General features: G+C 45.4%; 16 protein-coding genes. 5 read left to right on the top strand and 11 right to left on the bottom strand.

Annotated elements, in window-relative coordinates; translation table 11 throughout:
* Positions 1-130: 130 nt before the first annotated feature.
* Positions 131-1,423: an acetylxylan esterase gene (locus tag NCI00_RS17950; RefSeq protein ID WP_253529766.1), complete on the top strand. Its 1,293-nt coding sequence runs from the start codon at positions 131-133 to the stop codon at positions 1,421-1,423.
* Between the two features lie 49 nt (positions 1,424-1,472).
* Here NCI00_RS17950 and NCI00_RS17945 read toward each other — a convergent pair whose 3' ends face one another.
* From NCI00_RS17945 to NCI00_RS17930, 4 genes are all read right to left on the bottom strand, one after another.
* Positions 1,473-1,706, bottom strand: a complete 234-nt coding sequence (locus NCI00_RS17945; RefSeq protein WP_253529765.1) for a PspC domain-containing protein — start codon at positions 1,704-1,706, stop codon at positions 1,473-1,475.
* 157 nt (positions 1,707-1,863) lie between these two features.
* Entirely contained in the window at positions 1,864-2,859 is a 996-nt protein-coding gene (locus NCI00_RS17940; protein WP_253529764.1) for a phosphotriesterase family protein, read from the bottom strand.
* A gap of 15 nt (positions 2,860-2,874) precedes the next feature.
* Positions 2,875-3,945 carry a GRAS family protein gene (locus NCI00_RS17935; protein ID WP_253529763.1) on the bottom strand — a complete coding sequence of 357 codons (1,071 nt, stop codon included), beginning with the start codon at positions 3,943-3,945 and terminating at the stop codon, positions 2,875-2,877.
* Positions 3,946-4,087: 142 nt separating this feature from the next.
* Positions 4,088-6,490, bottom strand: a complete 2,403-nt coding sequence (locus NCI00_RS17930; RefSeq protein WP_253529762.1) for a 3-hydroxyacyl-CoA dehydrogenase/enoyl-CoA hydratase family protein — start codon at positions 6,488-6,490, stop codon at positions 4,088-4,090.
* A 283-nt stretch (positions 6,491-6,773) separates the two neighbouring features.
* Between NCI00_RS17930 and prfA the strand changes: the two genes are divergently transcribed.
* The 3 genes from prfA (at position 6,774) to NCI00_RS17915 (ending at position 9,583) form a co-directional block, all read left to right on the top strand.
* Positions 6,774-7,850: a peptide chain release factor 1 gene (gene prfA, locus NCI00_RS17925; RefSeq protein WP_253529760.1), complete on the top strand. Its 1,077-nt coding sequence runs from the start codon at positions 6,774-6,776 to the stop codon at positions 7,848-7,850.
* An 85-nt stretch (positions 7,851-7,935) separates the two neighbouring features.
* Positions 7,936-8,364, top strand: a complete 429-nt coding sequence (locus tag NCI00_RS17920; RefSeq protein ID WP_253529758.1) for a (4Fe-4S)-binding protein — start codon at positions 7,936-7,938, stop codon at positions 8,362-8,364.
* A gap of 94 nt (positions 8,365-8,458) precedes the next feature.
* Positions 8,459-9,583, top strand: a complete 1,125-nt coding sequence (locus NCI00_RS17915; protein ID WP_253529757.1) for an acyltransferase family protein — start codon at positions 8,459-8,461, stop codon at positions 9,581-9,583.
* 58 nt (positions 9,584-9,641) lie between these two features.
* Here NCI00_RS17915 and NCI00_RS17910 read toward each other — a convergent pair whose 3' ends face one another.
* A complete protein-coding gene (locus NCI00_RS17910) occupies positions 9,642-11,399 on the bottom strand; it encodes a VRR-NUC domain-containing protein (protein ID WP_253529755.1) in 1,758 nt (585 codons plus the stop codon).
* A 163-nt stretch (positions 11,400-11,562) separates the two neighbouring features.
* Between NCI00_RS17910 and NCI00_RS17905 the strand changes: the two genes are divergently transcribed.
* On the top strand, positions 11,563-13,128 hold the full coding sequence (locus tag NCI00_RS17905; protein ID WP_253529754.1) for an OmpA family protein: 1,566 nt from the start codon (positions 11,563-11,565) through the stop codon (positions 13,126-13,128).
* Positions 13,129-13,183: 55 nt separating this feature from the next.
* Here the strand turns inward: NCI00_RS17905 and NCI00_RS17900 are convergent, their stop codons facing one another.
* The 6 genes from NCI00_RS17900 to aat all read right to left on the bottom strand — a co-directional run bounded on the left by NCI00_RS17900 (position 13,184) and on the right by aat (position 19,786).
* Positions 13,184-13,588 carry an Hsp20/alpha crystallin family protein gene (locus NCI00_RS17900; RefSeq protein WP_253529753.1) on the bottom strand — a complete coding sequence of 135 codons (405 nt, stop codon included), beginning with the start codon at positions 13,586-13,588 and terminating at the stop codon, positions 13,184-13,186.
* 83 nt (positions 13,589-13,671) lie between these two features.
* Positions 13,672-14,187 carry a uridine kinase family protein gene (locus tag NCI00_RS17895; protein ID WP_253529752.1) on the bottom strand — a complete coding sequence of 172 codons (516 nt, stop codon included), beginning with the start codon at positions 14,185-14,187 and terminating at the stop codon, positions 13,672-13,674.
* 136 nt (positions 14,188-14,323) lie between these two features.
* Entirely contained in the window at positions 14,324-16,117 is a 1,794-nt protein-coding gene (locus NCI00_RS17890) for an acyl-CoA dehydrogenase (RefSeq protein WP_253529751.1), read from the bottom strand.
* 191 nt (positions 16,118-16,308) lie between these two features.
* Positions 16,309-18,462 (bottom strand): xanthine dehydrogenase family protein molybdopterin-binding subunit, encoded by a 2,154-nt coding sequence (locus tag NCI00_RS17885; RefSeq protein ID WP_253529750.1) that lies wholly within the window; start codon positions 18,460-18,462, stop codon positions 16,309-16,311.
* Between the two features lie 55 nt (positions 18,463-18,517).
* Entirely contained in the window at positions 18,518-19,006 is a 489-nt protein-coding gene (locus NCI00_RS17880) for a (2Fe-2S)-binding protein (protein WP_114068204.1), read from the bottom strand.
* 144 nt (positions 19,007-19,150) lie between these two features.
* Complete coding sequence (gene aat, locus NCI00_RS17875; protein ID WP_166558232.1) at positions 19,151-19,786, bottom strand: leucyl/phenylalanyl-tRNA--protein transferase; 636 nt, start codon at positions 19,784-19,786, stop codon at positions 19,151-19,153.
* Positions 19,787-19,797 lie beyond the last annotated feature (11 nt).

Raw genomic sequence — 19,797 nt, 5'->3', positions numbered from 1 at the left:
ACGACAAAAATACAAATTGTGCTTAGAAATGCACAGGTAAACGCTTTTGTATATTTACATTGTCATGTGGAAAGCTCCTATTTCCAAAGTATCATGGCTCTGCCGCAAAATCTTTCAACCCCCTTATTCAATGAAAAAAATAGCGAATATTATTCTCTTCGCCCTGAGCTTTTCGGTTGCTTTTGCCCAACCAGTAGAGAAACTGTACAAAGTCGTAGTCGCTCCCGACCATTTTGACTGGAATTACAAATCGGGCGAAAATGTAAAATTTACCATTTCAGTCTTACAGAATGGTAACCTCGTCAAAAACGCCCGTGTACGTTATGAAATAGGGCCTGAAAAAATGGAACCGACCAAAAAAGAGACTATTACGCTCACCAGTGGGAGTATCACGCTTGACGGTGGAACGATGAAAACGGGTGGATTTCTGCGCTGCATCGCCATTGCCGAAATCGGCGGTAAAGAATACCGAAACCTCGCCACGGCAGGCTTCGACCCACTCGCCATTCAACCTACGGTAGATAATCCCGCTGATTTTGACACTTTCTGGCAAACAGCAAAGGCAGACTTAGCCAAGATACCAATGGATGCAAAAATGACTCTTTTGCCAGAGCGTTGTACCGAAACGGTGAATGTGTATCACCTCAATTTGCAGAATTTCCGCAACGGTGCCCGTTTGTACGGCATTTTGTGCGTACCCAAAAAAGAAGGAAAATACCCGGCGCTTCTGCACGTTCCCGGGGCGGGCGTCCGTGCTTACTATGGAGATATTGCCAACGCGACCAAAGGCATCATTACCCTGCAAATCGGTATTCATGGCATACCTGTTACGATGAACCCATCAGACTATCTTGACTTAGGGGCTGGCGCACTTAATGGCTACATGAATTACGGCTCCGACGACCGCGACCGTTTTTATTACAAGCGAGTATATTTAGGCTGTGTACGGGCCAATGATTTTCTGACGAGTTTGCCCCAATACGACGGCACTAACCTGGCCGTTACGGGCGGTAGCCAAGGCGGGGCCCTTTCTATCATTACGGCAGCGCTTGATCCTCGGGTCAAATGGCTGGGGGCGTTTTATCCTGCATTATCAGACGTTACGGGCTATCTAAAAGGCCGCGCGGGTGGTTGGCCGCATTATTTTGACAAAAACGCGGTGGCGTACAACAATAAACCCGAAAGAATCACCACACTCGCTTACTACGATGTGGTCAACTTTGCGCGTCGGGTAAAAGTACCGGGCTCGTATTCATGGGGATTTAATGATGAAACTTGCCCTCCTACCTCCATGTATGCTTCCTATAATGTGATTTCGGCTCCCAAAGAATTGCATTTGGCCCTCGAAACCGGTCACTGGACTTATCCTGAACAACAGGAACGGATGACCGCTTGGCTGGTCAATAAGCTAACCAATAAATAACTAAAAAAGCCGAGTGTGAACTCGGCTTTTTGTTTGATTTTCAGGCTGTTTATACTTGATGAATTTCGACCGTTTCGTTGTTGCTTTGACGAACTCCTTTAGGCATGATAGCCCAGAGGATTATGTAAAAAACAATAACGGGTACGTGAACAAAAGCGAAAAAAGACGCTATCCACAAAATACGCATTAAGGTAGTATCTATTCCAAAATAGTCGGCTAAACCAGCAGCTACACCACCTATTTTACTTTCTGAAGGGATTCGATGCAATTGTTTCGTTGTCATGGCTTTGTGTATTTAAATGTTTTTAAGGCTGTATTTGTTTTCTTTGGCTGTTATGTTGAATCAAAGGTACTATGTATTACCAAGTAATCAAACACAATTTGGACCAATGGTTTGAGCATTTGCCAAACGGTTTTTTTTAGGGAAGAATAAACAGAAATCAGGTTTTTCTAACCCGAATTTGAAAAGCCTCAGCAGGGTTACGAATCAGCAGTTGGTCAAAATCATCTTGCGTAAAGCCTTTTTGGCGTAGAATAGGAAACACTTTTTCAAAAATGGCGGTGAAACCCACAAAATTTCCGCCATTCGCTTCGCCAGGTTTGTACCAACCAGCATCGTGAGAAATAAGAACACGGTGCAACAAACGATTGGACTTAAGAAGGTCTATCCAAGAAGCGTAGTTTTCAAAATCGCCCCAGCCCATGCCGTCAAGGCTTACCCAAGCACCCATCTGCGCCGCTTTTGTGTACAAATTTTTATTGGACTCGCCCTGCGCATGAACCCACACAAAAGCGCTTGGGTGTACGCCTGTGCGCTGCAATTCCTCCATTTCTTCAAAAGCTCCCAACGCGGGGCCGGTGTGCGAGCAAATGGTCAGACCAGTACGTAAATGGGTAAGACCTGCCGCACGTACCAATTTTCGATGCAGCTCGGAGAGCGGCCCAGGATTTACGCCTATTTTTATGAAACCAGGACGAACATCGGTGCCGTCAATTCCTTTTTCAAATTCAGCGGTCCAGCGATCCGCGAGTTGCTCGGCGGTTTCGGTAAACGCCCATTTTGGCAAATATTTATTGTCAACCGCACCGTAATACCCCGTATTAGTCAAGATTTGTAAGCCGCTTTTTTGCGAAGCCAATTGCAGCAAATGCACATCACGACCCAGAAAAGCGGGGGTACAATCTAAAAGCGTTTTTACGCCCTGCTTTTTTACTTCTAATAAATAAGGCAACACCGTTTTTAGCACCTCTTCCCGGTTCCAGCGGTCAGGGCTGATTTTATCCGCTCCGATAAAATCCACGAGCAGGTGTTCATGAATGAGCGTCTTTCCCATTTTTTGTGGGAGAATCGCTCCATCTATCGTGATAATTTGCTCTTTTTTTTGCAAAAAAGGGGCGATAGAGGCAGTCAGCAAGAACTGGCGACGTGTAAGCATCAGAGTATATTGAAGTTAGGGTCTTGCCAAAAACACATTTGTAATCTCTTCGTTTTTGAAAACAACCGCGTAACGTTCCGTCAAATCGGTACGCAGGATGGCTCCGTTCATTTCCTGTACATCAAACGAAGTTAACAGTTTTTCCAAAGTAAAGCCTGTTGTTTTAAATAACTCCAACCATTGGTGCGTGGCGTACTGTTTTTCTACGCGAACGTCTTCGGTATGGCCCAATACATCGTCTATCTCTCGACTAAAAAATAGTTTCAAAGCCGCCTTTTCTTTATTTGTAATCGCCAAACTGTCAATCACTTCAAATACTAGGCCATAATGGTTAACGGCATTGTGAAAGCGGGTGACATAGTGGGGTTCAAAATGATCTGAAATGGGTTCAGACAAAACAAAAGCTTTGGGCGACAAGTCGCGAATGTACCCAAAAACCGCTTCACGCTGTGCCGCCTGTTGGATATGGTGCAGTGCAAAAGACGCATTGACCACTAGAGCATCGTAATGAGTCGGCAACAATGCCTGTATCTCAGCCAACGTCATTTTCTCAACAAATCCAATAAATGAAGTGAAGCGTACCTGAAAAGGGAGCTGCAACTCCGCAAAATTCTTTTCTGCCGCTTGAACGGCATCGGCAAAAGGTTCAATCCCCACTACCGTCATCTGCTTCACCCGACAATCAGGCTGTTGTGCCAATAACTGAAGCACATTCACAATTTGCATTCCAGTTCCGATGCCAATGTCCAAAAGAACGGGATTTTCTACATTATTTAAGCTTTCCACCAACAACGCATTGGCGCACTTTTGCGTAAGCGCCGCCAAAGGCAGCTGTTGAATCAGTAATTCAAACAGTCGAATCTGTGGAATTTCAAATTGTTGGACATAAATATGCTCGTTGGACTGCCCGCCCGCTACGTGTTTAAGCATGGCTTTGGCCAACACATACCCAAACATTGCCGCCGAGTCATCGAGCTTTTCAAGACATTGTTGATAAATTACTTCCAACTCCGTTTTATCGGCTTCGGTAAGACGATCAGGAAGGCGTTGAGCGATTGATTGGAGTTGAGGTAGAAAGCTTTTCATACCGATACATTAGAATTTCAAATTTAAAAAAAGCCACGACGCAAACGCGTGGTGGCTGAATAAAACTTTTCAGTAATGTAAATCTTTCCAATCTAGTGGTGTCAAACATTCCAAAGTTTTAAAAACTTTGGAATGTTACAGATTAATTCCTCGGCGGCTTGCCTCCAGTCAGCAGCCCCTGCATCCGCTCCATGGTTTTCTTTTCGCCCGTCAACGACAGGAAGGCTTCTCGCTCTAAGTCAAGCAGATACTGTTCGGTAACATTTTGTGGATAACTCAAATCTCCACCGCAGATAACGTAGGCCAATTTATCCGCAATCTTGGCATCGTGTTCAGTGATGTAATTCGCCATACGCATACTTCCGATACCTGCTTTAAACAACGCAATGCCCGTTTTTCCCTGCACTTTGATGTCGGTGCGGTGCTTAGGTTGGGTATAACCATTCTCGGCTAGGTCAACGGCGGCTTGCTTTGCTTCAGCAATCAGGCGACTGCGGTTCAGCACAATCTGGTCGCGGTCGGCTTTGATGTAGTTCATTTCTACCGCTTCCTGCGCCGAAGTGGAAACTTTGGCTTGGGCAATGTTCATAAACGCCGATTGCAGTATATTCAATTCAGGGTCGCCGGCTTGGTACAAATCAGAGCACCGCAGCGCCATTTCTTTGGTACCGCCCCCAGCAGGAATCAGGCCAACGCCCAATTCCACCAGTCCCATGTAGGTTTCGGCATGAGCTACTACTTTATCTGCATGTAAGTTCAATTCGCAACCGCCGCCCAATGCCAACGAGTGCGCGGCCGTCACGACGGGGATAGATGAATACCGCGCCCGCATCATGGTTTGCTGGAATTGAGCAATCATCATGTTGATTTCGTCATAGTCCTGCTCAATTGCAAACATGAACAACATGGCCAAATTGGCTCCCGCCGAAAACGCTTCGTTGGAATCATTTCCTACCACCAATCCGCGAAAGTCTTTTTCCGCTACGGCGTAGGCACGGTTGAGACCTTCGACTACTTCGGCGCCAAAGGTGTTCATTTTGGAATGGAACTCTACGCCCGCAATGCCATCACCTAAGTCATAAATAGACGCCCCCGCATTTTTCCAGATGATATTTTGGGATTTATTTTCGAGAATAATAAATGCCTCCTGCCCCGGAATGGCTTTGTACGACTGCGAAGGAATATCGTAATACAGCTTTTGCCCGTTTTGGACTTTGTAAAAACTTTCGTTGCCCGCCGCCAGCATATCATAGACCCATTGTGCTGGCTTGGCGTCGAGCGATTCCATGATTTCAACCATTTTCTTTACTCCAATGGCATCCCAAGTAGCAAAAAGGCCCATTTCCCAGCCAAATCCTGCACAAATGGCTTGGTCGATGCGGTAAAGTTCATCCGAAATTTCAGGAATGCGGTTGGAAGCATAGCGAAACCCACTCGCAAAAGTGCGACGATAAAATTCACCCGCTTTATCGGTGCCTTTGAGCAATACGCCGAAACGTTTTTTGAGGTCGTCAATGGTTTTAGTCCCTTCCAACGTCGCAAATTTCACCTTCACGGAAGGCTTGTATTCCAACGTAGCGAGGTCGAGCGCCAAAATAACGGTTTTGCCCTTTTCGTCTTTTGTTTTCTTATAAAAACCTTGCCCCGTTTTATCACCCAGCCATTTGTTTTCCATGAGTTTGGCCATAATAGGTGGCAATTCAAACGCCGCGCGCGACTCATCATGCGGCATCTGTACGAGATTGTTGCACACGTTGACCGTCGTATCCAAACCCACTACATCCGACAAACGGAAGGTACCCGATTTTGGACGTCCTACCACTGGCCCAGTCAATTTATCAACTTCCTCTACCGTCAAGCCCATTTCAGCGGCAATACGAATCGTTTCAACCAAGGCATGAATACCAAGCCGGTTGGCAATAAATCCGGGCGTATCTTTGCAGAGCACAGTCGTTTTTCCTAAAAACAAATCACCATAATGCAGCAGGAAATCAAGGATTTGTGGATTTGTTTTTGGCCCAGGAATTACTTCAAACAAACGCAGATAACGCGGCGGATTGAAAAAATGCGTTCCGCAAAAATGCTGTTGAAAATCGTCACTGCGCCCTTCCGACATTAAATGAATCGGAATTCCAGACGTATTAGATGTAATGAGGGTGCCGGGTTTGCGCAACGCATCGACCTTTTCAAACAATGATCGTTTGATATCCAACCGCTCTACGATCGCTTCCAGTACCCAGTCGTAATTTTTGATTTCGGCTAAGTTATCGTCAAAGTTCCCGAGTTTGACCCGACTTGCAAATTTAGGGCTGTATAAAGAGGCTGGCGTGGATTTCAAGGTATTTTGAAATGCCTCATTGACAATGCGATTGCGCACGGCAGGATGCTCTAAGGTCAGTCCTTTGGCTTGTTCGGCGGCGTTAAGTTCTTTAGGAACAATGTCTAACAACAATACTTCTACGCCAATATTAGCAAAGTGGCACGCAATGCGCGACCCCATAATGCCCGAGCCTAATACGGCTACTTTTTTAATGCTGCGGTTCATTTATGTAATTATGAATTAGTAAATGTATAATCGGATGAATTTTGCCCTTCAAAAGTAAAAAAAAAAAGTATGCAAGCATACCATTGTTAAAAATTGTCTCTCAAAATAGTCTAAAAAATTAAGATTTAGGTGATAGAGCGTTTACGAGATATACGAGCTAAGCTAAAGTGCCGCGTCTGTGAGCCAAATTCCATCCAAGTATGGAGTTAAAATCGTAACTTTGTGGTTTGAATCCGTTAGTACTCATGCAAGTTATCGGATAACGATTAACCATTAATGACCAATGTTAGAACAGTTAGAGGCCATAAAAGAGCGTTTTGATGAAATTGCACAGCGAATTGTGCAACCTGAAGCCATGGCTGATCAAAAACGCTTCTCAAAATTAAGCAAAGAGTATAAAGACCTGGACAAGATTGTTCAGAAATATCAAGCCTACAAAAAAGTATTGAGCGATATTGACGGAGCAAAGGACTTGATTGCAACGGAGAGTGACGAAGACATGCGTGACATGGCTAAAGCTGAACTTATTGAGCTTCAGCCACAAGCCGATGAACTTGAAGCAACGCTCAAAGAAATGCTCATCCCGAAAGACCCCAACGACAGCCACAACGTAATCCTCGAAATCAGAGGCGGTACCGGCGGCGACGAAGCGGCCATTTTTGCGGGAGACCTGTTCCGGATGTACCAGCGTTTTTGCGACCGTATGGGTTGGAAAATGGAACTTATGGACTTTACGGAAGGAAGTACGGGCGGCTATAAAGAAATCATTGCGAGCGTGACTGGCGAAGACGTCTACGGAAAACTCAAATTTGAATCAGGCGTACACCGCGTACAGCGCGTTCCAGTCACGGAATCACAGGGCCGTGTACACACCTCGGCGGCTACCGTGGCCGTGATGCCCGAAGTAGAAGACGTTGAAGAAGTAGAAATTAACCCTGCTGACATCGAAATCATCACATCCCGTTCGGGAGGTGCTGGTGGTCAGAACGTTAACAAAGTAGAAACCAAAGTACAGTTGACCCACAAACCAACGGGCATTGTGGTGGTGTGTCAGGTAGAGCGTAGTCAGCACGGAAACCGCGAGCGCGCCATGAACATGCTGCGTTCAAAACTTTACGAAATGGAGTTGAAGAAACAAAACGACGCGGTATCTTCTCAACGTAAAAGTCTGGTAGGCAGCGGTGACCGTTCGGATAAAATCCGGACTTACAATTATCCCCAAAGCCGCGTAACAGACCACCGCATCGGTTACACCGTCTATAATTTACCAACAGTGATGGACGGTGAAATCGGCGATTTTATTGAACAGCTGCGGATTGCTGAAAATGCCGAGCGCATGAAAGAAGGAATGCCAGCCTAATCGTTGAATTTTTTGATTTAGGAGGATTTAGTTAGATTTGTTTTTAACACAACCCAATACCTTCTAAAATCTATCGCCAACGAAAATGGAAAAGCAGATTACCAAAAAATACGACAATGGTGAAGTGACGGTCGTGTGGCAACCCCACATGTGCATTCACTCCACCATTTGTTTTAAAGGACTACCCACAGTTTTTGACCCTCGCAAACGCCCGTGGGTCACGCCCGAAGGCGGCACTACCGAAGCCATTGTGGAACAGATAAAAAAATGTCCTTCGGGAGCGCTATCTTATTTTATGAACAATGAAATAGAAGGCCCCGTAGAACTGGAAGGCGATACAGTAGTGGAAATTTTGTCGAACGGACCTTTGTTGGTATACGGCAATTTGAAAGTGAAAGATACCGCAGGCAATGAAACCAAAAAATCGCAGGTAACGGCTTTTTGCCGCTGTGGTCATTCTGGAAACAAGCCCTATTGTGATGGTTCACACGTAAGGGTAAAATTTGAAGGATAACGCCGATAGTACATCACCCCAGCTTTTGAGTAAAGTTAAATAACCGTTCCTTCAACCTTTATCTAAATACTCACTACTCATCTACCCTTAACCTATGAGTCAACCTTCTACCGATACCCGGCCGCATCGGCTATTGTCTTTGGACGCCCTGCGCGGTTTTGATATGTTTTGGATTACTGGCGGCGAAGAAATCTTTCACCTTTTGGCCAAAGCTACTGGCTGGTCGGTCGCCATTGTGATGGCGGAGCAACTCTCCCACCCCGAGTGGAACGGTTTTCGCGCCTACGATCTTATTTTCCCTTTGTTTCTTTTCTTGTCGGGGGTTTCGGCTCCTTATTCGTTGGGCACTCGTCTTGAACGCGGGGATGACAAAGGAAAAATGTTACGTAAAGTAATTCAACGGGGTTTGACCTTGGTTATTTTGGGAGTTATCTATAACAATGGTCTACAAATCAGACCTTTGGAAGACATGCGATTCCCGAGCGTATTGGCGCGTATCGGTCTGGCAGGGATGTTTGCCCAAATTATTTATCTGTATACAAGTACCCGAACCCAATACATCTGGTTTGTAAGTCTACTGCTTGGATATTGGGCTTTTGTGATGTTGGTTCCCGTGCCGGGATGCGGTGCCGGGCTTATGACCATGGAGTGTAATCCCGTCAGCTACCTCGACCGTTTAATTATTCCAGGCCATCTGCACAAAGATATTCACGACCCCGAAGGACTCATTTCTACCATTCCCGCCATTGCAACGGGTTTATTGGGGATTTTTGCGGGAAATCTACTCCGTGCCGACGAACGCTCCACATCCCGTACCCAAAAAGTATTGTTTTTGTTTGTAGCGGGCATTCTTTTTCTGATTATCGGAAAACTCTGGGATTATGTTTTTCCCATCAACAAAAACCTGTGGACTAGTTCATTTGTGATGACGGTGGGCGGATGGAGCCTCATTCTTTTATCCATTTTTTACTGGCTCATCGACGTACAGGGGTGGAATCGTTACGCTTGGGTATTGGCAGTTATCGGCATGAATTCCATTTTGATTTACATGGCGCAACACTTTATTGATTTTGAACATACATCCGAACGTCTCTTTCGGGGTATTGTCAAGTATTTTTCTGAACCCTACCAAAAAGTATTCTACGCCATTGGTTATGTTATTGTAGAATGGCTGATGCTGTGGTTCCTGTATAAGAAAAAGGTATTTTTGAAGGTGTAATCTCACCTCCTCGCTTCGCTCGCCCCCTCTTCTTATCCAAGGAGAGGGGGCTTGTTATTTAAATGGCCTGATGATTTGTAGACGCGGCTGGCATTTCCCATTCGACTCGTAAAACCCTTGCTTTTACGCCTAAATCAGCCATGAAATGCATCCAGTGGAGTTGTTGAGAGGATAAATGGTCGGTAGGAGATTTTACTTCGATGAGTTCTAAACCCTTTTCATCCCAAACCATCAAATCTGGAAAACCGCGCGTATTTTCACGGAGGTTGGTCGCCATTTCGAGCAAAATTGCCCGTAGTTGCATCGGTGTTAAATTCAGCGCCATGAGTTTTACCAATTCCAACAATACTTCGTTCCAATCTACCAATACGTTGGCAATGCCGAATTTTTCGATGAAGGTACTTTCCAATATCTGCGCTATTTTTTCGGAGGTTTCCAACTCCGACAACCGTTGTCGAATTTGTGTAACACGCTTGCGGTAAAAGTCAGGTTGGTAAAAATCAGAAGGCATTCGTTGCAACGGATGGTGAATGGCTTGAACGTTGGTATCGTAGATAATATCCCAGAAAATAAGCCCAAACAGTCCACGCCAAGGGTAATTTTCGGCATGAACCGCCACGCGACCGTTGTTGATAAAGTGCTCCACCACCCCCTGTTCTACCCGATATTTAAAATCAATCGAAATCTGTACACTTTCCGAATCCTGCAAAAACCGCGTCACACTTTTCTTGACGCGCTTCTTGGCGTTGGCTATTTTTTCCCGAAAATCAAGGGCAAAAAAGCGCTCGTCGGCATTTTGAGGGTCTTGGGCAATGGCTTCGCAGAGAGCAATAGCTTCTTCCAAATAGCCCATTCGATGCAGCAATCGCACCCGCCGCTCCCGCGAAGGAATATGGTCGGTCAGTTGGTAGACTGTCAGGGCTTGTTCAGGCAATTTTTGCCGCTCCAAATACATCCCAATCCGATTAATCAATTTTATGTATCCTGATTGTGCCACCTCTCCCAGCGTATGAATCGACGCCTGCCAGTTCATAAACCAGTCAAAAATTTCCTCAGGAGGGGTCGCGGCTTCCTGCATTTCGTAGAATTGCTCCGCCGTCAGCGACACCATGAGCTTGTCTTCGGCATCTTGGCGCGTAGGAAACCGGGCCGTGTAGGCATCGTCGCGGTAGCGTTCAAAGTTTACTTTGCCCAAATCACGCACCACAAACTCCGTCATATCAGCGTGTCGATTACCGAAAAACAGGAATTTTAGCATCATTACTTCCACCTCAAACCCTACTTTAATGACGGTATCTGGAAATATGTCCGACGGTTTTAAACCGTCAGACATATTTCCAGAATTGATTTGATCTACCAACAAACCAAACGTATAAGTATGATTCAAATAGCGAATCAAGTCAGGTTTTTTGAGGGGTTTGAGCGAGAGTTCGGTGGGCGGGGCCAGCTTAATCCATTCTTCTTTGGTAAATAAATTGAGGATTTCCAGCGCATAGGTTTCGTGCTGGGCGCTCAGTTCTTTGATAAAACCTGTGTCTTCCAACTCATACAAAGCGGCAGGAATATCTTCTATTTCGTTGTATTTCAGCTTACTCGTCCGAAAAAACAACCCGCGCCGATTACTAAAACGCACAAACAGACATTGCGCATCTTCGGATAACGCCCGAAAACCTCGGATAAACTCTTTTTCATTGGTATTTAGAATATCACCATACAGCCTTTCTACAAACGTCACCAAAAACAGGAAGTAATCCAAATAGTATTTGGGAGGCAGTTCGGTGGGCGCCGCAGGTTCACGTGAGGGGATTGATTCCATATAATGTCCGTTCAACTTTTAAGGAAATACACAAGGTTACTACCAGTCAAAGGGGAAGTTTTACAGTAAAAACAATTTGAATATCAATTTTATCTGCAAATTCGTTAAAATGGTACGAAATTCGCTCTTTGCGGTGATGTTATTCCCTAACTTTTCATTTGTGATGAATCCAAAGCTAACGGCCTTTTATTATTTACTCATTCACTCACTTTCTTGTTCATTTATTGCCTTTAGCCAGCCAAAGGTAGAAAATCTGGGCAATTCTGTTAATTCTGAATACAATGAAATCAATCCAGTTATCTCTCCAGACGGTAAAACATTGTTTTTTGCGCGGGTAAGCCATCCCCAAAACGCACATGGATTGGAAGGTAGCCAAGATATTTGGTTTTCTGAACTCGTCAATAACCAATGGGGTTTGGCTCGTCGCATGACTGCGCCTATTAACAAAGAAGAATACAATTGCGCTTACAGCATCACTCCCGACGGTAATACATTACTTATCATGGGTGCTTATGAAAAAGGCACTTACCAAACCCGTGGTTTTTCGTTTAGCAAACGCACGGCCAATGGTTGGTCGGCCCCCCAAAAACTCAATATTGCGGGGCTAGAAGGAATGAGTAAAGGGGAATATATGTGCGGATTTTTATCAAACGACGGTAAAACGCTGGTGATGGCATTTAGCGAGAAAAAGAAAAGTACCAAAGATGATATTTATGTAAGCTTTCAACAAAAAAACGGCACGTGGACCAAGCCAATGAGTTTGGGCCTTGACGTAAATACCGACGATTTTACCGAAACCACACCTTTTTTAGCCGCTGATGGAGCCACCTTGTATTTTTCTAGCGACCGCACTGGTGGGCAGGGGAGCAATGACATTTATTACACCAAGCGCATTGACAAAACGTGGAAAGTTTGGTCTAAGCCCGTCAATTTAGGCCCAGCCATCAACACCGACGGCTATGACGCCTATTACACTATTGCCGCGGCGGGCGATTATGCCTATATGGTTTCCAAAAAAAATACGCTCGGCAAAGGAGATATTGTAAAAATCAAGATTAAATCCGATGAGCCCAGTAAGCCTTCCATTGTGCCCGCACCCGATCCCGTGGTGTTGTTGAGCGGCAAGGTATTGGACACCAAAACAGGAAAACCCATTGACGCACGCATCATTTATGAAAACCTGGCCGACGGTACCGAAGTAGGCACCGCACAAACCGATCCCCGAACGGGCGAATATAAAATTGTCCTTCCCAAAGGGATTAAATATGGCGTACGAGCCGTTGCGAAAGACTTTATTGCCGAAGCACAAAACATTGATTTAACGAATGTAACTGATTATAAAGAAGTTGCAGGGACAAACCTAAAATTGGTCCCCATCGAAATCAACGCCGTCGGAGTCTTGAATAATTTGTTTTTTGATACGGGTAAAGCCGAAATACGCCCCGAATCTAATCCAGAATTGGACCGAATGGTGCTGACCTTCAACGAAAATCCAGGCTTAGTATTGGAAATAGGTGGTCACACCGACAATGTAGGAAGCGATGCCTCTAACATCAAGCTCTCTCAAGACCGAGCTGACTCAGTGAGAGAGTATTTTATTGGAAAAGGAATTGAGCCCGACCGCGTGCAAAGCAAAGGCTACGGAGAGTCAAAACCCAAAGCCTCCAACGATACGGACGAAGGCAAGCAAATCAACCGTCGGGTAGAGTTTAAGATTTTGAAAAAATAATATTCGCGTCAATTAACTACGAGATATACCTCGTAGTTAATTGACAATGAACACCTTACTCAATATACACATCAATGTGTCGACGGAAGTTACGCGTCGGATGATTATAGGGTAAGGTTATGTTAAGTTCACGGGTTGACTGCTCATAATGCGCCACGATTTTGTCAACGTTGACGTCATTAGGCAAAAACAAATTGCCCAGCGTACGGGCAGTTTGCAGATTATCCATCCCGTCGGGGCGGTCTGCAAAGAGGGGCAACAAATGATATACCCACAAACGATTGTTCAGCACATCTACCTGAAAACTATCAGGGCCTAAACCAGCCGCTTTGATTCGTACTTCATACCCCTTTTCGTCTTGAGTGATGGACAAATTAGGTTCACTCATTCCACCATTGGTTGTATTAGCGTAATCTATTGCGGTCAGAATTTCTTGCGGAATTTGAATTTTTGCTTTCATTTTGCTACTTGGCTAGTTGCTTTTAAATTCTCAAACAGCGTACCAAGCCCACTTTTATGACAAAATGGCCATTTATAATAAAATTATTTGTCAAAATGGCGCAAAAATTCCTCTATTTCCCCCATTTGATACGGTTTTTCCCCATCTATGACCATCAGGTTCTTCAACTCTTGGGGAGGTTGCCCATATTTTAAAAAGCTTTCCCAAATATGATTGATATACCAAACAGGCTCTTCGCCCCAGCGTGTATCGGCGGCTTTACGAATACGAAACGTTTCTTCTGAAATATGCGTGAAAAAGCAAAAATCATACAACGCATTCAAATCATCATCAGCAAATGCTAAAATCCCTTCGATAACGAGTACCTCAAAATCCTGATGCAAAAACGCAGTAGCTCTCCTTAATAACTCAAAATCAATGGATTCTGGCGTTTCCCAATCTGTACGGTCACGAATGAGGGGAATGTCGTGAAGAATTTTAACGAAATCGTCTTGGTGCAGAGCGAGTGCCCGTTTGTTTTGAGCACGAAAATGCCAAACCAATGTTTCGGCAAACGTCGTTTTTCCAGATCGGCTACGTCCGCCAATGCCAATAATCATGGTAGGTGATGAGTGAGGGTTCAGGCGCAAACATAAACCCAAACTCCCTTATAAACAACAAATCCCGACAAATGTCGGGACTGTTGCTTCGGTTTTTAGTTGATGATAAAATTTTTTGGGTATGAACCCCATATCGTTACAAAATCACCTCTTTTTCAGTGGCAATTGTCAATACTTCGTTGTCTTTTAAACGCACCGCCAATCCAAGCGTTTTGGGGACTTCATAATGGAAGAAGAATTTCATCGTATGAATTTTTCCTTCGTAAAACGCCAGCTCTTCGCCGTCAGGATTTTGTGTAACAATGGTGCGCTGCGCCACAACGGCCTGCTTCAGCCACTGCCACGCCACGGTACTGATACCAAACATTTCCATGTATAGGGTCGCATCCATCAAAAATCGCTCAATATCGCCCTGCATGGCAAAGGGCATCAAAGCCATCGTTACTTCCTGCAAACGGGCCAATTCAGCCTTCAATTTTTGGGCGTAAGGTTTCAGGGTTTCGTGGTTTTCTGCTTCGGCAATGGTTTTGGCCACTTCCCCAAAAAGATATTGCGCAGGTTTACCGCCTTTCATAGTCATCTTACGACCAAGCAAATCTTGCGACTGAATGCCAGTGGTTCCTTCATAAATCGGCGTGATACGAATATCACGGTAAAGCTGTTCCAACGGAAAATCTTCCGTAAAACCATATCCTCCTAGCACTTGTAGTCCATTGCTCACGGCCACCATTCCCATTTCGGTCGGATAGGTTTTTGCCACTGGCGTCAGCAATTCAAGCATCAAATGGTATTTTTCCTTCTCTTCGGGGTCTTCACTCGCGTGAGCAATATCGGTACAGCGGGCAGTTTCCATCAAAAGTGATAGTGAACCTTCCACGATTGCCTTTTGCAGCAGCAACATTCGTTTTACATCTGGATGTTGAATGATTGGAATTTGAGGGCTATCCAAGGCCGACTTTTCATTCAATCGACGGCTTTGGGGACGCTCTTTGGCGTATTGCAACGAAGCCCCATACGCGGCCGAAGCAATTGCCACGCCCGTCATTCCTACGCCGATGCGGGCTTCGTTCATCATCTGAAACATGTAATTAAGCCCTCGGTGCGGTTCGCCCACCAACCAGCCGTGACAATCATCGCGGTCACCCATGGTCAGGTGCATGGCAGGAACACCCCGTTGACCTAATTTATGATAGATTCCTGTAGAAGTTACGTCATTTTCGGTGCCGTCAAGGCGGTATTTGGGTACTATAAAAAGAGAAATGCCTTTGGTACCTTTGGGCGCACCGTCAATCCGTGCCAACATCAGGTGAATGATATTTTCGCACTGATCATGATCTCCAGCCGAAATAAAGACCTTTTGGCCTTTGATTCGGTAAGAGCCGTCTGCCTGCGGAGTAGCTGAGGTCGTAATATCAGATAATGAACTTCCTGCCTGAGGTTCGGTCAGGGCCATCGTGCCTTGCCATTTTCCGCCCAGCATTTTTTCTACGTAGGTTTGTTTTAATTCTTCCGAAGCAAACGAGGCAATCAGCCGGGCCGCCCCCGAAGTAAGGCCAGTGTACATCATGCCGTTGTTAGCTGCCATTAAAATAAACCCAAGAATAGAATTAACTATTTCGGGCAATTGCTGGCCGCCGTCTTCAAAAGAAAAGCCCGTGCCAATCAGTCCCGCGTCGCCCATTGCTTTGAGGTATTCGCCTACTTTGGGGTGAACGGTCACTTTGCCATTTTTCAGTTCTGGCTGGTTTCGGTCCAAATCACGAAAATGCGGAAACATGATAGTATCGCCTATCTGGGTGACGGCATCAATCGTCATGTCAAACGTTTCGCGGTCATGAGCGCTGTAGTAGGGGTAGTGCGTTAACTCGGTAGCATTAAATACTTCGTAGAGAAGAAAATTAAGGTTACGACGGCTATAGTACTGGGCCATTGACAGTTAAGCAGTTAGAAGGTTCAGCAATTAGGTTTTATTAGTATGCAAGCATACCGAATTGCAAAGATATATAAAAACTTTACAAGATAAACAGACCCACAAAAAAAGCGGCCCGAAAGCCGCTTTTGGTATGATATCCATACACTTACACTTTCCAAGTCTTGAAGACTTGGAAAGTGTTCCGTTTCCTACGCCAACGTATTCAAATCAAACGGCAATTTTCGGATGCGTTTGCCCGTTGCGGCAAAAACGGCATTGGCCAGCGCCGGAGCTATCGGAGGCAATCCTGGCTCACCTACTCCACCTGGTTCGGCGCCGCTTTCTATGATATGAATCTCAACCGCCGGCATTTCGTTAAAACGCATTACATGGTATTGATGGAAATTGGTATGGTCGGCTTGCCCGTGCGTAAACGTCACTCCTTTTTTAACCGCCGCCGTGATACCCATCACAATATTGCCTTCAGTTTGGGCTTTCACATTGTCCGGATTTACGTAATGACCGCAGTCAATGACCGACACCACTTTTTCCACTTTTACGCCCGCTCCGTGCTTGGCTACTGTAATGCAACACGCACTGATACTACCAAACGATTTAAAAACAGCGATGCCTTTTCCGTGTCCAGCGGGAAGTTTTTCGCCCCATTTGGCTTTTTCTCCCAATGTTTCGAGCACTTTTTTGAATCGCTCATCGGTCATTATTTCCAGACGCGCTTTCAATGGGTCTTTGCCCGCCGAATGGATAAGTTCGTCCAAAAACCCTTCCTGACTAAACCCAAAATTGGACGCATATACGGAGCGCCACCACACAATCGGAATCTCAGTATCGACGTGCGTAAACGACACTTTGAAGGCTGGAATCGTATATTTTTGTTCTTTTTGGCTCAATTCCCCGCAAATCCAATCGTCTGGCTTATCATTTGGCGCTTTGAATACCTGAAACTGAATAGATTCTCCAATAGGATGGTGGTGATAGGCTACAATATTGCCTTTCTCATCAACCCCTCCCTGCATCCGCGCCATCATACCGGGGCGGTATGGCCCTTGGGTGATGTCATCTTCGCGCGTCCAAACCAATTTGACTGGTTTTTTCACTTCTTTCGAAAGAAAACAGGCTTCCAACAAAAAATCATGGTAAGCTTTACGGCCAAAGGCTCCGCCCAACAACGCTACGTTTATTTTTATTTGTTCGGGTTTGATTTTGAGATACCCAGCCAAGTCGCGCAAGGCCCAATCTGGCCCTTGAATCGGCGCCCAAACTTCCGCCGTACCGTCTTCTTTTACGTGCGCAATGGCATTTTCTGGCTCCATTGGTGCGTGTGCCAAAAACGGAGTTTCATAAAGTGCTTCCAATTTTTTGGCTGCACCCGCAAATGCCGCTGCAAAATCACCCGATTCTTCACCTTTTAGGCCTTCTTTGGTAGCCGCTTCCGCGCATTTTTTGAAATAAGCATCGGTAGTTAAGGTATGGGGTACTGTTCCGTTGTCCCACTGGACTTTTACCACTTTTTTGGCCGATAAGGCCGCCCAATAATTATCTGCGATGATTGCCACGGCTTCGGCCGTGCGGTGAGGCATTGGGCGCTCACACTTCAAAACTTTTTGTACCCCTTTGATTTTGAGTGCTTCTGTATCATCAATCGATACTACTTTTCCAAAAATATGGGGATTGTGAATCATGACGGCATAAACCATTCCAGGTACTTCAACGTCAATACCAAAAACGGCCTTGCCTGTTACCCGCGCTGGTACGTCGAGTCGGGGGGCGTATTTTCCTACAATCTTAAAGTCTTTGGCCTCTTTGAGTGCGGGGTTTTTAGGTACTTCAAATTTTGAGGCTTCGTCGGCTACTTCTCCGTAAGTCAACGATTTTCCACTCGGTCTGTGGAAAACTTTGGCTTCTTTGGCATAACACTCGCTTTCAGGAACGCTCCAGCGCTGAGCGGCGGCTTTCACCAGCATTTCCCGGGCAGCAGCTCCTGCCTGACGGATTGGCTTCCATAAGGCACGCACGCTGCTGCTTCCGCCCGAGGTTTGGTCGCCGTACTTTCCTTTTCCATCTGACTGCCAAATAGTTACTTGGTCGAGGCGCACTTCAAGCTCTTCAGCCAACAGCGACGGTACAGCCTGCGTGGAACCTTGACCCATGTCAGGTCGCGGATTAATCAAAATGATTTTCCCGTTTGGCTCAATCACAATAAATGGATTGATTTCGAGGGCCAATGCGGATGGCCCTGCTCCGTTTAAATGAATGACCGTTGGCTTAGAGGAAGCCGAAAGGCCCATCATCAGACCCGCCGATGATAAGCCAAGTGTTTTTATGAAATCTCTACGATTGCTCATTTTTTTGTCTTTTTTTTGCCTAATGACACATCACTGTTGATGTGCAAGTTGTGGTTTATTTTCCGCCAGTTACGTCGGCTTTAGGCGTATCTTTTGCCGCTCGTTTAATCGCTTTACGAATACGGTCATACGTACCACAACGACAAATATGGCCGCGCATAGCAGAATCAATATCGGCATCGGTAGGGTTGGCTTTTTCTTTCAACAAAGCACTTGCCGCCATGATTTGGCCCGACTGGCAATAACCACACTGCGGCACTTGCTCCTCAATCCACGCCTGTTGTACTGGATGCAGATTTTCTTCGGTGCCGAGGCCTTCAATCGTCGTAATTTTTTTACCAATTACGGCCTGCACAGGAAGCACACATGAACGGGTAGGTTTGCCTTCTAAATGAACGGTACAGGCACCACACTGCGCAATTCCGCAGCCAAATTTGGTACCTTTTAGTCCTACAAAATCGCGGATTGCCCAGAGGAGCGGCATTTTGGGGTCAATATCAAGGGAAAAGTTTTTTCCGTTGACATTCAAAGAAATCGCGGCCATAGCTTCAAAAAGGTTCTATTGGAGTTTATTTTTAAGTAAAGTTTAAGAGAATATGGGGCAAAACCAAGTTTTACGGATGAAAGCACAATTTTCCAAACCCAAAATACATAAAACCCGCCTGAAATGCCCGTAGATTCAAGGTCGTTATTTTGTTTTTCCGAACGGATTTTGAAAAAGATGCTTAATATCGGTTTCGACAAAATGGGCTTTTTTAAGAAGGGCTTTTTTTAACAGCTTTATATATTCTGATTTGGGAATCTCAATGGCCCCAAATCTACGTACATTGTCATTGATGAACTGCGTGTCCAGAAGATCGTAACTTTGCTGTTTAAGAATTTCAATCAAATAATGAAAAGCGACTTTGGAGGCATTGCTTACGGTGTGAAACATGGATTCTCCAAAAAAAACACCGCCAATGGCAACACCGTATAAACCACCCACCAGTTCGTTATTTTCGTAGGTTTCGACGCTATGTGCAAAACCCATTCGATGCAACTCAGAATAGGCGCTGATGATTTCATCAGAAATCCAAGTGGATTCTTCGTCTTGTCTGGGCAAAGCACAACCTTTCATTACACCCTCAAAATCAGCGTTCACTCGAATCTCAAATTGTTGTTTATTGAGGATGGGACGCAGCGATTTGGAAGGTTTGTAGGTATCAAGCGGAATAATGGCCCGAGGGTCTGGCGAGTACCAATAAAGCGTACCATCGGCATCGGCCATTGGAAAAATTCCATTCATGTACCCATAAATAAGATCGTCGGCCGACAAAAAATTCATAAAAAACCACC

The organism is Runella salmonicolor (genome assembly GCF_024158025.1).
GTDB classification, from domain to species: domain Bacteria; phylum Bacteroidota; class Bacteroidia; order Cytophagales; family Spirosomataceae; genus Runella; species Runella salmonicolor.
The sequence above is the reverse complement of the archived record's forward strand: the minus strand, read 5'-3'. Positions and strand labels throughout refer to the sequence as shown.

Coding starts and splice junctions, on each gene's coding strand:
- NCI00_RS17950 (WP_253529766.1), top strand. CDS start 131: ATGAAAAAAATAGCGAATATTATTCTCTTCGCCCTGAGCTTTTCGGTT.
- NCI00_RS17945 (WP_253529765.1), bottom strand. CDS start 1,706: ATGACAACGAAACAATTGCATCGAATCCCTTCAGAAAGTAAAATAGGT.
- NCI00_RS17940 (WP_253529764.1), bottom strand. CDS start 2,859: ATGCTTACACGTCGCCAGTTCTTGCTGACTGCCTCTATCGCCCCTTTT.
- NCI00_RS17935 (WP_253529763.1), bottom strand. CDS start 3,945: ATGAAAAGCTTTCTACCTCAACTCCAATCAATCGCTCAACGCCTTCCT.
- NCI00_RS17930 (WP_253529762.1), bottom strand. CDS start 6,490: ATGAACCGCAGCATTAAAAAAGTAGCCGTATTAGGCTCGGGCATTATG.
- prfA (WP_253529760.1), top strand. CDS start 6,774: ATGTTAGAACAGTTAGAGGCCATAAAAGAGCGTTTTGATGAAATTGCA.
- NCI00_RS17920 (WP_253529758.1), top strand. CDS start 7,936: ATGGAAAAGCAGATTACCAAAAAATACGACAATGGTGAAGTGACGGTC.
- NCI00_RS17915 (WP_253529757.1), top strand. CDS start 8,459: ATGAGTCAACCTTCTACCGATACCCGGCCGCATCGGCTATTGTCTTTG.
- NCI00_RS17910 (WP_253529755.1), bottom strand. CDS start 11,399: ATGGAATCAATCCCCTCACGTGAACCTGCGGCGCCCACCGAACTGCCT.
- NCI00_RS17905 (WP_253529754.1), top strand. CDS start 11,563: ATGAATCCAAAGCTAACGGCCTTTTATTATTTACTCATTCACTCACTT.
- NCI00_RS17900 (WP_253529753.1), bottom strand. CDS start 13,588: ATGAAAGCAAAAATTCAAATTCCGCAAGAAATTCTGACCGCAATAGAT.
- NCI00_RS17895 (WP_253529752.1), bottom strand. CDS start 14,187: ATGATTATTGGCATTGGCGGACGTAGCCGATCTGGAAAAACGACGTTT.
- NCI00_RS17890 (WP_253529751.1), bottom strand. CDS start 16,117: ATGGCCCAGTACTATAGCCGTCGTAACCTTAATTTTCTTCTCTACGAA.
- NCI00_RS17885 (WP_253529750.1), bottom strand. CDS start 18,462: ATGAGCAATCGTAGAGATTTCATAAAAACACTTGGCTTATCATCGGCG.
- NCI00_RS17880 (WP_114068204.1), bottom strand. CDS start 19,006: ATGGCCGCGATTTCTTTGAATGTCAACGGAAAAAACTTTTCCCTTGAT.
- aat (WP_166558232.1), bottom strand. CDS start 19,786: ATGAATTTTTTGTCGGCCGACGATCTTATTTATGGGTACATGAATGGA.